This is a genomic window from Hyphomicrobium sp. CS1GBMeth3 (genome assembly GCF_900117455.1).
Lineage (GTDB): Bacteria > Pseudomonadota > Alphaproteobacteria > Rhizobiales > Hyphomicrobiaceae > Hyphomicrobium_C.
In genome coordinates this window covers 1,723,005-1,734,945 of the sequence record NZ_FPHO01000003.1, presented here as the reverse complement: position 1 = coordinate 1,734,945, position 11,941 = coordinate 1,723,005, and the positions used below count along the sequence as shown (strand labels likewise).

The following is an 11,941-nucleotide window of genomic DNA, read 5'->3' as shown; positions in this document are numbered from 1 at the left end:
AGCGCCTTTCCTCCGAAGACCGTTCCGTCACTCCTGCCGCCGCGACCGTGCGGGGCAAGAGCCCGTCTAAGCCTCGGACGCCGCGTGGTCTCTCGTCCGCTGAAATCGAAGAGATTTTCCGTCGCTTCGCCGCCGCCAACCCGGAGCCCAAGGGCGAGCTCGAGCATACCAACCCCTTCACTCTGCTGGTTGCCGTGGTGCTCTCCGCGCAGGCGACGGACGCGGGCGTGAACAAGGCAACGCGGGCGCTCTTCAAAAAAGCCGATACGCCGCAAAAAATGCTCGCGCTCGGCGAGGAGGCCGTGCGCGATCACATCAAGTCGATCGGACTTTTCCGCGCCAAGGCAAAGAACGTCATTCTACTCAGCGACAGACTGATCCGCGAGTTCGGCAGCGAAGTGCCGCGCGACCGCGACGCGCTCGAGACATTGCCCGGCGTCGGACGCAAGACGGCGAACGTGGTGATGAACGTCGCTTTTGGCGAGCCGACGATGGCTGTCGATACGCACGTGTTGCGCGTCTCTAACAGGATCGGTCTCTCGACCGGCAAAACGCCGCTGCAGGTCGAAGCAGACTTGCTCGCGAAGGTTCCGCCGGAATACGGCGTGCATGCGCACCACTGGCTGATCCTGCACGGGCGCTATACGTGCAAGGCGAGGCGGCCGGCGTGTCCCGCCTGCCTCATCAATGACATCTGCCGCTATCCGGACAAGACCGTCTAGCCCGGCGTGCGTCGCGCTTTAACGCCAAGTCAACCAAAGTCGCGGGTGAAGCGATGGTTTGGCCGCAGATTAATTGCGCGTACATGGGCTTCCTCGTAGAAGTTCGACCTTGTTGCCCGGCAGTGTGTGGCGTTTCTGGAGCAATCCCTTTGAACCTCACTGGCCCCAAGCCCGTGCTGGCCAACACCGTCCCGGTGCAAACAGATGCGGGCATCGACACTTACCAACTTCTCGAGCAGATGCACAAACTTGCGCAGCTAAACGCGCGCTTCGAGATCGCCCTCAACACTATGACGCGCGGGCTCTCGATGTTTGATGCCGATGGCAACCTCATCGTCTGCAACGAGCTCTACCGTCAGACCTACGACCTGCCCGAAGAGCTCACGCTCGACGGAACGCCATTCTCGAGGATAATCGCCTATCACGCTGCGAAAGAAGGCCGCTCAGGCAGCGCCTCCGAGCTTAAGCGACAGCAAAGCTGGATCGCGCGCTACCTCTCAGAGCTGAAGCACGGCGAGATATTCAGCCACACGCACAAGCTTGAAAACGGGCGCTTCATACACGTCACCATTCAGCCCCTTCAAGACGGAGGCTGGGTCGACCTTCAGGAGGACGTCACCGAGAAGATGGCGGCGCGAGAACGCATGACCTGGCTCGCACGCCACTGCCCGCTGACTGAAATCGCAAATCGCTTCCATCTGCGCGAGAGGCTCGAAGAGTCGATCCCACAGCTCGGACCCGGCCGTAAGCTTGCCGTCCACCTGATCGGCCTCGACCTCTTCAAGCAGGTCAACGATGCGAAGGGCCACGCTTCGGGCGATACCGTTCTGAAGGCCGCCGCAAAACGCATGCTCAGCGCGCTGCGTGAAAACGACCTCGTTGGCCGCGTCGGCGGCGACGAGTTCGCGATCATCCAACTCGATATTGCCGGGCCCGACGATGCCGTGACTTTCGCACGCCGGATCGTGGAGACCCTCAACGCGCCGTACCGTGTGCTTGGCTCCAACGTGGAAATCGGCGCCAGCGTGGGCACCTCCTTTGCGCCCGATCACGGTAGCGACCACGACACGCTGTTTCGCAAGGCCGGCATGGCGCTCCATCGTGCCAAGAGATGCGGGCGTCGGAGCAGCCATCATGTCTACTCGGCGGAAATCGAAGCGCTTGCGCTCGAGCGTATGGAGCTCAGCGGTGCCCTCAGGGAGGCGCTCGCGCGGCGGGAGCTCGGGCTGCACTACCAGCCCATCGTCGACGTCAAAGCCGGTACGGTAACGGGATGCGAGGCGCTTATGCGCTGGTGTCATCCGCAGCTCGGCATGGTGCCGCCTGCGACCTTCATTCCGATCGCAGAGAGATCGGGCCTGATCGTCGCCATGGGCGACTGGGCGTTGCGTCAGGCCTGCCACGACGCCGCGGGCTGGCCCTCCGACATCCCGGTCTCTGTCAACATGTCCGCCGTGGAACTCGATCAGTGCGACCTCGCGACGCGCGTACAGAGAGCCCTCGACGATTCCGGTCTCGACGCGTGGCGGCTCGAGATCGAACTCACGGAGCGGGCGTTCCTGCATGACGCGGCCCGCACGCTCGGAACGCTGGAGCAGATTCGGGGACTCGGGGTCCGCGTTGTACTTGATGACTTCGGTAGCGGCTTCGCCTCACTCAATCACCTCCACTCGTTCACCTTCGACAAACTCAAGATCGATCAGTCATTCATCAGCGAGATGGCCAACTGCCACGACAGCCGGGCGATCTTCAATTCCGTCACGGAGCTGGCGAAAACGCTCGGCATGGGGCCGGTGGCCGAGGGGATCGAAGGCCTCAAGCAGCTCGAGGGCGTCGCCGTCGCCGGATGCGAAGAGATGCAGGGGTTTTATTTCAGCCAACCTGTGCCCTCGGTCGATCTCGAGGCGGCGCTGGAAGGCTGCGTCACCCGGCTTTCGCGGAGCCACGATGTCGCCAGCCTTTCCGCCTCCTGATGTCTGGAAATCACACGCTGGCCACTGCGTTCGCCATCCATCTCTCCCCGACGGGAGGGTTGAGCGAACAGCCGGATTAGGTGCTGCGGATAGCGATACCCGCCTCGGCCATGTGCCGCTTGGCTTCGCCGATCGTGTAGGTGCCGAAGTGGAAGATCGAGGCCGCGAGCACGGCGCTAGCGTGCCCTTCCTTCACGCCATCCACCAAGTGATCCAGCGTTCCGACGCCGCCTGACGCAATCACCGGCACGTGCACGGCATCAGACACGGCGCGCGTCAGCTCGATATCGAATCCTGCCTTGGTGCCGTCTCGATCCATAGACGTGAGCAAAATCTCGCCCGCGCCAAGCGCCACAACCTCGCGCGCGTAGTCGATGGCGTCGATGCCGGTCGGCTTGCGCCCGCCGTGGGTGAAGATCTCCCAGCGCGGCGGCTCGCTTTCGCCCGAGACTCGCTTGGCATCGATGGCGACGACGATGCATTGGGCGCCGAACTTTTCCGACGCCTCTTTCACGAACTCGCGGTTGGAGACGGCAGCGGTGTTGATCGAGACCTTGTCGGCGCCTGCTTCGAGCAGCTTGCGGATGTCGTCCAGCGTGCGCACGCCGCCTCCGACGGTCAGCGGCATGAAGCAGCGCTCGGCCGTGCGCTCGACGACGTCGAAGATGACGTCGCGATCCTCGTGCGAGGCGGTGATGTCGAGGAAGCAGAGCTCGTCGGCGCCGGCAGCATCATAGGCCGCGGCGGCTTCGACGGGGTCGCCGGCATCGATCAGATCGACGAAGTTCACGCCTTTGACGACGCGGCCATCCTTGACGTCGAGGCAGGGAATGATGCGGGTCTTCAGCATAAGGTCTCAGCTCGCCAACAATCGCACGACACTGTTTGCCGTTTGCCTCGCCCGGTAGCATATTCTGGTGCAATGCCACAAGAACGGGCCTTTTAGCACATGAGCTTCCTCGATCCGTATCCCGCGTGGCCGCTTCTTCTGGTGCTTTTCGTCGGTGCCGCTTTCCTCCTCAGACGCAAGCGCGCGCGCCAAGGCTCGCGGCGGCGCGGGCAAGACACAAGCGGTTATCAGGGCGATGGGACCTATGCGGCCTATGACGGCGCGCCATCCAGGCCGAGCAAAGACACGCACGCCGACGCCGGCGGCGATGTTCATGGAGGCTCGGACGGCGGTGGTGGCGACGGCGGTGGTGGCGGAGGCGATTGACCTTGCCCGTTACGCCGCAGACAACACAGCTAGCGCCTCTTTCGGATCCAGGCGGCCATCGTAAAGCGCGCGGCCCGTGATCGCGCCTTCCAGCATCGCATATTCCGGCGCGAGAAGGGCCTTCACGTCGTCGATCGAAGCCAGGCCACCCGATGCCACGACAGGGATCGTCGTCGCGCGCGCGAGCTCGGCCGTGGCCGGCAGGTTGAGGCCCTTCAAGACGCCGTCGCGCTCGATGTCCGTGTAGATGATGGCGGCGACGCCGACATCCTCGAAGCGGCGGGCAAGCTCGATCGCAGACAGCTCCGAGGTTTCGGCCCACCCCTCGACTGCAACCTTGCCGCCCTTGGCGTCAATGCCGACAGCGATGCGGCCCGGGAAGTTCTTGCAAGCTTCGCGCACGAGGGCAGGGTCGCGTACCGCGACGGTTCCCAAGATCACGCGGCGAATGCCGCGCGCGAGCCAAGTCTCGATGGTGATCAGATCGCGGATGCCGCCGCCGAGCTGCGCAGGCATGGTGATGGCCTTCAGGATGCCTTCCACCGCCGTGGCATTGACCGGCTTGCCGGCGAAGGCGCCGTTCAGGTCAACGATATGCAGATACTTGAACCCCTGCCGCTCGAACGTGCGCGCCTGCGCGACCGGATCCTCGTTGAAGACCGTCGCCTCGTTCATGTCGCCGAGCTTCAGACGGACACACTTTCCGTCCTTAAGATCGATGGCAGGAAATAGGATCACTCGGCTTCCCCCTCAGCCCGCTCAGTGGCGTCGATGTGTTGAGATGGTGGCGGCCGTTGCGATCCGTCGGCATGCCGCCTTGGCAGCGTGCGCCGCCATCAGTTTGCTTTGGTCCTGCCCGATCAATAGAGTTTGTCGTCGAGCGTCAAGTCCGAGTCATAACATATGCCGTCCGTGCGTCCTTTCCGCAAACCTCCCCATCCCCTGGTGGCGCAATCCCTGACGGAGGCGGATGCCATCGACATCTGGATCGCGCGGTGGCTCAAGGTGCGCCCGATCGACCTCATCCGCCGCTATCGATGCGACCCGCGCCGCCTCTACGAGATCTGGCAGGAGGATCGCTTTCCGGGGAGCCGCACGAAGGCGCTCGCGGCGTTCAAGGCACGCCACCCGGCCTTCGCGGACCGCATCGATCCAGGGCCGCACGTCCGCGTCTCAAAGACCGCGCATCCTGCCCAGCTCAGCCTTTTCGACTAGCGGTTGCGGGTCACAAGTTCTACATGCAGCAATATGACTTATTGCTTTGAATTTCTTAGCATGTTTTGTTGATTTTGCGGTCCGTCAGGCGGCAAATCGAGGGTTTGTGCCCGCAACCTCCGCCTTGGACTCACCGCGCCCCGACCCTCAAGAGAACAAAATTCGAACGGACTCTAGACGTGGTGAACGACTCATGCCACGTTCTCTCTACGTTCTCACCGCGTCCTTCAACTCTTCTCGCCCACGGAGAGCCCCCATGCGCACCTATCTGATCTCCTACGACCTCGCGAAACCGCACCTCATCAAGCACGTCGTTGCCCAGGCCATCATGGCCGCCGGCCAGAGCTGGGCCCGCCCGCTCGAGCAGACCTGGTACGTGCGCTCGGAGGAGAGCGAAGAGGCGCTGGAGGCCAAATTGACGCGCATTCTCGATTCCGAGGACGGGCTCTTGATCCAGCGCGTCAAGGACGAGGCGATCCTCACCAACACCTCGATTCGCTGGTTCAAGCGGCGCCAGGCCGGCGTCGAGACCGGCGGCGACACCAACATCATCGCCTTCCCGATGACGAAGCCCGTCACGGACGAGCCGGAGCTGCCGTTCGCGGAGGCCTGCTGAAGTTTCGTACGCGTCGCGTTCGTTGCGTCTGTTGCGTCCCTGCGTAGAGCGAACCCCGGTTCTCCCCCCATCCCCCGTGCCGGCGTTGCTCCTGAAAGGGAGGCCTTTTGGCCTCCCTTTTTTCTTGCGATGGCTCTCAAGGAAAAAATGTCGGCCGCGCGCACGCCCATTCGTCGTTCGGGCAGAGCGCCATGCAAACTCGTCCAGGGAGAGAACCGATGCGTTACGTGATCCTGGTGAAGGCCACTGTCGATAGCGAAGCCGGCACCATGCCGACCGAGGAGCTGGCCGGGCCGATGGCCGATTATCACGAGGAGATGGCGAAGGCCGGCGTGCTCGTCGACGGCAATGGCCTGCGTCCCACCTCGGCTGGCTATCGCCTGAAATATCAGGGCGACAAGCGCATACTGATCGATGGTCCCTTCACAGAGACGAAGGAGATCATCGCCGGATACACGATTATCAAGGTCACATCGACCGAAGAGGCGCTTGGCTGGTTCAAGCGCTTCCCGAACCCGCACAATGCGGACTGCGAGATCGAACTCAGGCGGCTTTACGAGCTTGAGGATTTCGGACCGCTCGAGTCCATGGACCGCTTCCGGGAGCTGGGCATCAACGGCGCGGAGAAAAAATCCTGACAAACGCGTGCCCAGAACTTGGGCACAAATTTAGCGCTTGGCGCAAACTTGTGGATAAGGGAGTTGCCTCACCGCTTTAACTTGAAGCGGCAACTCTGCAAGGCGCTAGATGCCTTGCCGCGCCGACGATTACGCTATTGCGCGGCTCGTTTGGTCAAGTAGAGGAGTACTTTCCCTATGGCATCCAATGAGAAAACGTCGGCCCAAGTCTCGGCCATCGCTCAACGTGCCCAGCAGAATCCAAAGTCCGTTACGCCTGAAGAGATTCAAGCGCTTGCGGCGTCGGTTCTGAATCAGTCCGATCGCAATCGGCAGCAGCAGCAAGACCCGCAGAACCAGCGCGGTGGCCAGCAAAATCAGTCGTCCCAGCAAAGACGGTAGCTGGCCCGGCTTCTTCCGTCAGTTTTTCGATCGAGAGCACGCAGCGAGTGGGTATCGTCATGATCCCGCTCGCTTGCGCGTTATCGGGGGAGCCCAAATCGCCAATGTTCTGGCACAGCACCTTGACCTCGTCGGTGTCCCGCACCAGCCAGCCAACGGACGCGACCTCCACCGGCTTCGGCTCGGACAGATCCGACAGATAGCGCCACTTGCCGCAAGGCTGGCGGCTGTCCTGCCAGCGGATGATGACCAGTCGGCAATCGCCCGACATCTGCCTCCCCGACGTTGCGCGGCCCCCATGATTCGCTGGGAATCATAGCAGAGTCAGGCCGTTCGCGCGGTGGTCGCTTTACCACTGTCGGGAGGATCCTGCGGTCAGGATAAGAAGCGGCGGCGCTCACCCCAAGGCGTTCACGGTTTACGCCCCAACCGCTACACCCAACCGCCGCTTCCGTAACGTGTGTGACTCATCTTGCCGAGCCTGATCTTGATCAGAAACAAGCCCACGGCGAAGCAACGGTCAGCTGCTCAAAAACTCGCTGGCCTTGAACAGGGACGCAAACGGAATGCCGGCGTCAGCGTACAACTTTGTGGCGCCCTCCTCGCGATCGAGGATCGAGATCACGAGCGCGATCGTGGCGCCAGCGGCCTTGAGTGCCTCGACGGCTTTCATGGCCGATCCGCCGGTGGTCGTCACGTCCTCGACGATGGCGACGCGCTTGCCCCCGACACCGCTCAGACCCTCGACCAGTTTTTTGGTGCCGTGATCCTTGACCGTCTTGCGCACGAAGAAGCCCGGCAGCGCGCGGCCGGCGCGGCGCGCTGCAATCGAGACCGGCGTGATCAGCGGCACGGCGCCCATCTCGAGACCGCCGACGATATCGGCGTCCGTCCTGGCGATGTCAGCAAAGATCAGCTCGGCGAGCAGCTCGGCGCCTTCAGGATCGAACATCGTGGGCTTCATGTCGAAGTAATGGTCGCTCTCCTTGCCGGAGGCGAGCACGACGTGACCGCGCACGAACGATTTCGATTTGATGATCTCGAAGAGGCGCGTCTTCGCGCCGACCGCGTCTGTCATGAGCGATGATCCGGAAATTGCGTCGGAATGCTCTTAGACGGCGCGAGGCGGCGCGTCCACCCGCCCTCCCGGTTTTAAAGTTGGATTACGGCTGCCACTTGAGGAAGTTGGCGAGGAGCGCGAGGCCGAGCGTTTGGCTCTTCTCCGGATGGAACTGGGTGCCCGCGACGTTGCCCTTGGCAATCACGGCCGTCACCGGCCCGCCGTAGTCGGTCTCGGCAACGACCACGGAGCGATCCTGCGGAACGAAGTGGTACGAATGCACGAAATAGGCGTGCAATCCGCTCGGTCCGGTCGGAATGCTGGACAAAAGCGCGTGCTCGCGCCGGGCTTCCAGCGTGTTCCAGCCCATGTGCGGGATCTTGAGCGCCGGATCGTTCGGCTCGATCGCGCGCACCTCTCCCTCGATCCAATCCAGGCCATCCGTGATCTCGAATTCGAGGCCGCGGCTTGCCAGAAGCTGCATACCGACGCAGATGCCGAGGAACGGACGGCCACGGCCGTGCACAGCTTCCTCCATGGCCTCGCGCATGCCGGGAACCGCTTCGAGGCCGCGCTTGCAATCGGCGAAGGCGCCGACGCCCGGCAGCACGACGCGGTCTGCCGTGCGCACATCCTCAGCGCGCGCGCTGACGATGATCTCGGCGTTCGCGTCCGATTCACGGGACGCACGCTCGAATGCCTTGGCGGCCGAGTGAAGGTTCCCGGAGCCATAATCGATGATGACAACGCGCTGCATAAAGGCTCAGGTTTTGACCGCAAAGCGGCTGCGGAGACGGTCGGACAGGCGGCGCGTGGCGGCTTCGATACGCGACGTCATATCGTCGCCCGGCGCGTTCACGGTGCCGTGGTGCGCTTCGGCTGCGGGATCGGACGGCGCGGTCGGCAGCCATGCCTCGAAGAAGCGGCGCTCCGCATCCTCCTGGTCGCGGCCGCCGACGGTCGCGATCTCGTGCCATCCGCGGCGCGCGAGCGCCCAGCGCTTGAGGTCGGTGGCCTCGAAGCCTACGATGACATTCAAAAGCAGCATCGTCCAGCCCGTCCACTGATCGCCCGCACCGAGAAGGCGCAGCAGCACGGTCAGAACGACAGCGGCGACGATATAGATCAGCAGCGACAGCCACTCGGCCCGGAACAGGAAATAGAACGGACCGAACAGTGCCGCGCGCCAGGAGAAGCCATCGCGGACGAACAGAAGCTGCTCGGCTCGCTCCAGCTTCGTGCCAGCGGGATCAGGCGGCTCGTGCACGGTGAAGGCAGCCACGCGTCCCGTTCCTGTGAAGAGCAATCGCAGCATCAGGCCAGCATCCCTTTTGTGGAGGGAACGCGGCCAGCCTGCCGCGGATCCAACGCCACCGCGCCGCGCAGGGCGCGCGCCAAGCCTTTATAGCAGGTCTCGGCGATGTGGTGGTTGTTCTCGCCGTAGAGGTTCTCGACGTGCAGCGTGATGCCGGCGTTCTGTGCGAACGCCTGGAACCACTCACGAAACAGCTCGGTGTCCATGTCGCCGATCTTCGGCTGCGAGAACGCGACCTTCCAGATGAGGTACGGCCGGCCGGAAACGTCGATGGCGACGCGCGTCAGCGTCTCGTCCATCGGCAGATGGACGTCGGCATAACGCGCGATGCCCTGCTTGTCGCCCAGCGCCTTGGCCACGGCCTGTCCAAGCACGATGCCGCTGTCCTCGGTCGTGTGGTGGAAATCGATGTGCAGGTCGCCCTTGGCCTCGAGCTTGATGTCGAACAGACCATGGCGGGCCAGTTGCTCGAGCATATGATCCAGGAAGCCGATGCCAGTCGAAATGTCGGACGCGCCGGTGCCGTCGAGATCGACGGTGGCGCTGATCTGCGTCTCTTTGGTCTTGCGGACGATGCTGGCTTGCCGCTTCACGGTGCATCCTCTGGGGGCAGGTTGGTTCGCGCGTCGTGCTTGCTATCGGAAAAGCGGTTCCCCACTTTTCGGGAAGCACGGCGACCACTCTGCCGTGGTTGCCTTAACGAACCCCAGCGTTTATCAGCTTCGGGGACCCTGGGCCAGAGCGCTGCCTTGCCCCACGTCCCCCTTTTCGGCACAGGACTATGACAGAACCCTCCCACAGCCCCACCGGCGCCCCCTGGCATGCGACGACTATCCTCACCGTACGCAAGGATGGACGTGTCGTGATCGCCGGAGACGGGCAGGTGAGCCTCGGGGCCACCATCATCAAGGCCAACGCGCGCAAGGTGCGCCAGCTCGGTAAAGGCGGGGTTATCGCCGGGTTTGCGGGTGCAACCGCCGACGCGTTCACCCTGTTCGAGCGGCTCGAAGCGAAGCTCGAGCAGTACCCCGGCCAGCTCATGCGCGCGGCCGTGGAGCTTGCCAAGGATTGGCGCATGGACCGGTTCCTCAGACGACTGGAAGCCATGATGATCGTGGCGGACAGGGACATCACGCTGGTGTTGACCGGCACCGGCGACGTGCTCGAGCCCGAGCACCACATCATGGGCATCGGCTCGGGCGGCATGTATGCGCTTGCCGCCGCGCGAGCGCTGCTTGACCAGCCCCTCGACGCCGAGGAAATCGCGCGCCGCGCCATGGGCATCGCGGGCGATATCTGCGTCTACACGAACTCCAACTTGGTCGTCGAAAGCCTGCCGTCCTCGAAATAGCGTCTGTCCGCGGCGAAACGCTTCGTCGCTCCCGCCTTCCGTTGGAGCTTCCCATATGGGTTGGATCTACCTGTTGCTGTCCGGTGTGATCGAGTGCGCATTCACGACCACCATCCGCTACACTGATGGCTTTACTCGGCTGTGGCCGACGGCACTGGTGCTCGCGCTCGCAGCCGTCAGCTTTTTTCTCGTCGCCAAGGCGACAGAGACGATCCCGCTTGGGACGGCCTACGCATTCTGGGGTGGGCTCGGTGCGGTGGGAACCGTTATCATCGGCGCCCTTTACTTCAACGAGCCGGTGACCTTCTGGCGCATGTTCTTTCTGGCGCTGCTCATCATCTCCCTGGTGGGGTTGAAGCTGGTCACGGAGTAGAGGTGGCGCTCATGGTTCGGGAGGTGACATGATCCGGGACGAGCATATCGAGGCTGCGATAGCCGAAGGCGCTCTGACGCCTGATCAGGCCGCGCGCCTGCGCGAGATCGCGCGCGGGGCATCTTCTGCAGGCGCGGCTCTCTCCGCCGATGCGCCGCCCGATCCCGACGACGAGAAGTTCCGCCTGATCGGCGGCTTCAACGACGTGTTCGTCACCATCGGCGTCGGCCTCTTGATCTCGGCTCTCTTCGCGCTGTCGGGGACCTTCGGGGCCAGGGGCGGATTCTCAATCCTCGGCATGGTCGCCGCCTGGGGCTTGGCGGAGATCTTCTCGCGGCGTATGCGGCTCGCGCTGCCGTCGATCGCGCTCGCGATCATGTTCGCAGGCTCTGCCGCGCTTGCTGCGTTCTCGCTCGGCAGCCTCTTCTTGAGCCCTGATGCCGATCCCTCCTGGGGGTACTTCGCTCTGCTTCTCGGTCTCGGCGCTACGATTGCCGCTGCTGTGCACGAATGGCGCTTTCGCGTTCCCATCGACGTGGCGATCGCGGCGATGGGCCTGTTCTGCGTCATCAGCGGCGGAATCGACCTCGTGGCTCCGAGGGCCGAGGGGGGGTTCAATTGGACCGTCACGACGCTGTTCGGCCTCGGCGTCTTTGCGACGGCCGTGCGCTTCGACGCCAGCGATCCCTTGCGGCAGACGCGCCGCGCCGACATCGCGTTCTGGCTGCATCTTCTCGCCGCGCCGATGATCGTGCAAGCCATGATGCCGCTCGTGACCGGCAACGTCGGGGAGATGGGTGCCGCGCAGGCGGTCGCAATTCTCATCGTCTTCACGCTACTCGGCATCGTCGCCGTCGTCATAGACCGGCGGGCAATGCTCGTTTCCGGTCTCACTTATGCCGGCATCGCGATCGGATATCTCATCACGCAGAGCGTCGAGGAAGGCTTTGGCCTTTCGCTGACGCTGCTTTTCCTGGCCGTGCTCGTGCTCGGGCTCTCGGCGGGATGGAAGTCGCTGCGCCGCGCCATCCTTCCGCTGCTGCCGCTCGGCTCGCTCCGAGCCTATATTCCTCCCGCCTGA

General features: G+C 63.4%; 16 protein-coding genes. 9 read left to right on the top strand and 7 right to left on the bottom strand.

What is annotated here, in order from left to right:
* Window positions 1-47: 47 nt before the first annotated feature.
* Window positions 48-722, top strand: a complete 675-nt coding sequence (nth, locus tag CS1GBM3_RS15470; RefSeq protein ID WP_244534710.1) for an endonuclease III — start codon at window positions 48-50, stop codon at window positions 720-722.
* A 149-nt stretch (window positions 723-871) separates the two neighbouring features.
* Entirely contained in the window at window positions 872-2,695 is a 1,824-nt protein-coding gene (locus CS1GBM3_RS15465; protein ID WP_244534665.1) for a putative bifunctional diguanylate cyclase/phosphodiesterase, read from the top strand.
* A 76-nt stretch (window positions 2,696-2,771) separates the two neighbouring features.
* Here the strand turns inward: CS1GBM3_RS15465 and hisF are convergent, their stop codons facing one another.
* Window positions 2,772-3,545: an imidazole glycerol phosphate synthase subunit HisF gene (gene hisF, locus CS1GBM3_RS15460; protein ID WP_072396360.1), complete on the bottom strand. Its 774-nt coding sequence runs from the start codon at window positions 3,543-3,545 to the stop codon at window positions 2,772-2,774.
* A gap of 99 nt (window positions 3,546-3,644) precedes the next feature.
* Between hisF and CS1GBM3_RS15455 the strand changes: the two genes are divergently transcribed.
* Window positions 3,645-3,911 carry a hypothetical protein gene (locus tag CS1GBM3_RS15455; RefSeq protein ID WP_072396358.1) on the top strand — a complete coding sequence of 89 codons (267 nt, stop codon included), beginning with the start codon at window positions 3,645-3,647 and terminating at the stop codon, window positions 3,909-3,911.
* 9 nt (window positions 3,912-3,920) lie between these two features.
* Here the strand turns inward: CS1GBM3_RS15455 and hisA are convergent, their stop codons facing one another.
* Complete coding sequence (gene hisA, locus CS1GBM3_RS15450) at window positions 3,921-4,649, bottom strand: 1-(5-phosphoribosyl)-5-[(5-phosphoribosylamino)methylideneamino]imidazole-4-carboxamide isomerase (RefSeq protein WP_072396356.1); 729 nt, start codon at window positions 4,647-4,649, stop codon at window positions 3,921-3,923.
* 165 nt (window positions 4,650-4,814) lie between these two features.
* Between hisA and CS1GBM3_RS15445 the strand changes: the two genes are divergently transcribed.
* The 3 genes from CS1GBM3_RS15445 to CS1GBM3_RS15435 all read left to right on the top strand — a co-directional run bounded on the left by CS1GBM3_RS15445 (window position 4,815) and on the right by CS1GBM3_RS15435 (window position 6,380).
* Window positions 4,815-5,126, top strand: a complete 312-nt coding sequence (locus CS1GBM3_RS15445; RefSeq protein ID WP_072396354.1) for a hypothetical protein — start codon at window positions 4,815-4,817, stop codon at window positions 5,124-5,126.
* Between the two features lie 256 nt (window positions 5,127-5,382).
* A complete protein-coding gene (locus CS1GBM3_RS15440; RefSeq protein ID WP_072396353.1) occupies window positions 5,383-5,742 on the top strand; it encodes a hypothetical protein in 360 nt (119 codons plus the stop codon).
* A gap of 218 nt (window positions 5,743-5,960) precedes the next feature.
* A complete protein-coding gene (locus tag CS1GBM3_RS15435) occupies window positions 5,961-6,380 on the top strand; it encodes a YciI family protein (RefSeq protein ID WP_072396352.1) in 420 nt (139 codons plus the stop codon).
* 250 nt (window positions 6,381-6,630) lie between these two features.
* Here CS1GBM3_RS15435 and CS1GBM3_RS15430 read toward each other — a convergent pair whose 3' ends face one another.
* The 5 genes from CS1GBM3_RS15430 to hisB form a co-directional block, all read right to left on the bottom strand.
* Window positions 6,631-7,032 (bottom strand): hypothetical protein, encoded by a 402-nt coding sequence (locus CS1GBM3_RS15430; protein WP_072396351.1) that lies wholly within the window; start codon window positions 7,030-7,032, stop codon window positions 6,631-6,633.
* Window positions 7,033-7,281: 249 nt separating this feature from the next.
* A complete protein-coding gene (gene pyrE / locus CS1GBM3_RS15425) occupies window positions 7,282-7,839 on the bottom strand; it encodes an orotate phosphoribosyltransferase (protein ID WP_072396350.1) in 558 nt (185 codons plus the stop codon).
* Window positions 7,840-7,924: 85 nt separating this feature from the next.
* Window positions 7,925-8,578, bottom strand: a complete 654-nt coding sequence (gene hisH, locus CS1GBM3_RS15420; protein WP_072396349.1) for an imidazole glycerol phosphate synthase subunit HisH — start codon at window positions 8,576-8,578, stop codon at window positions 7,925-7,927.
* Between the two features lie 6 nt (window positions 8,579-8,584).
* Window positions 8,585-9,136 (bottom strand): DUF2628 domain-containing protein, encoded by a 552-nt coding sequence (locus CS1GBM3_RS15415; protein ID WP_072396348.1) that lies wholly within the window; start codon window positions 9,134-9,136, stop codon window positions 8,585-8,587.
* Complete coding sequence (gene hisB, locus CS1GBM3_RS15410) at window positions 9,136-9,729, bottom strand: imidazoleglycerol-phosphate dehydratase HisB (protein WP_072396347.1); 594 nt, start codon at window positions 9,727-9,729, stop codon at window positions 9,136-9,138. Before hisB ends, CS1GBM3_RS15415 begins: the two co-directional genes overlap by 1 nt.
* A 188-nt stretch (window positions 9,730-9,917) precedes the next feature.
* Here hisB and hslV point away from each other — a divergent pair, with 188 nt between their 5' ends.
* The 3 genes from hslV to CS1GBM3_RS15395 are packed head-to-tail and all read left to right on the top strand — an operon-like array spanning window position 9,918 to window position 11,941.
* Window positions 9,918-10,487 (top strand): ATP-dependent protease subunit HslV, encoded by a 570-nt coding sequence (gene hslV, locus CS1GBM3_RS15405; RefSeq protein ID WP_072396346.1) that lies wholly within the window; start codon window positions 9,918-9,920, stop codon window positions 10,485-10,487.
* 55 nt (window positions 10,488-10,542) lie between these two features.
* A complete protein-coding gene (locus CS1GBM3_RS15400) occupies window positions 10,543-10,860 on the top strand; it encodes a DMT family transporter (protein WP_072396345.1) in 318 nt (105 codons plus the stop codon).
* Window positions 10,861-10,888: 28 nt separating this feature from the next.
* On the top strand, window positions 10,889-11,941 hold the full coding sequence (locus tag CS1GBM3_RS15395; RefSeq protein WP_072396344.1) for a hypothetical protein: 1,053 nt from the start codon (window positions 10,889-10,891) through the stop codon (window positions 11,939-11,941).

What these genes read in the sequence shown, in the direction of transcription:
- hisF (WP_072396360.1), bottom strand. Translation starts at nt 3,545, where the DNA reads ATGCTGAAGACCCGCATCATTCCCTGCCTCGACGTCAAGGATGGCCGC.
- CS1GBM3_RS15455 (WP_072396358.1), top strand. Translation starts at nt 3,645, where the DNA reads ATGAGCTTCCTCGATCCGTATCCCGCGTGGCCGCTTCTTCTGGTGCTT.
- CS1GBM3_RS15445 (WP_072396354.1), top strand. Translation starts at nt 4,815, where the DNA reads ATGCCGTCCGTGCGTCCTTTCCGCAAACCTCCCCATCCCCTGGTGGCG.
- CS1GBM3_RS15440 (WP_072396353.1), top strand. Translation starts at nt 5,383, where the DNA reads ATGCGCACCTATCTGATCTCCTACGACCTCGCGAAACCGCACCTCATC.
- CS1GBM3_RS15435 (WP_072396352.1), top strand. Translation starts at nt 5,961, where the DNA reads ATGCGTTACGTGATCCTGGTGAAGGCCACTGTCGATAGCGAAGCCGGC.
- CS1GBM3_RS15430 (WP_072396351.1), bottom strand. Translation starts at nt 7,032, where the DNA reads ATGTCGGGCGATTGCCGACTGGTCATCATCCGCTGGCAGGACAGCCGC.
- pyrE (WP_072396350.1), bottom strand. Translation starts at nt 7,839, where the DNA reads ATGACAGACGCGGTCGGCGCGAAGACGCGCCTCTTCGAGATCATCAAA.
- hisH (WP_072396349.1), bottom strand. Translation starts at nt 8,578, where the DNA reads ATGCAGCGCGTTGTCATCATCGATTATGGCTCCGGGAACCTTCACTCG.
- CS1GBM3_RS15415 (WP_072396348.1), bottom strand. Translation starts at nt 9,136, where the DNA reads ATGCTGCGATTGCTCTTCACAGGAACGGGACGCGTGGCTGCCTTCACC.
- hslV (WP_072396346.1), top strand. Translation starts at nt 9,918, where the DNA reads ATGACAGAACCCTCCCACAGCCCCACCGGCGCCCCCTGGCATGCGACG.
- CS1GBM3_RS15400 (WP_072396345.1), top strand. Translation starts at nt 10,543, where the DNA reads ATGGGTTGGATCTACCTGTTGCTGTCCGGTGTGATCGAGTGCGCATTC.
- CS1GBM3_RS15395 (WP_072396344.1), top strand. Translation starts at nt 10,889, where the DNA reads ATGATCCGGGACGAGCATATCGAGGCTGCGATAGCCGAAGGCGCTCTG.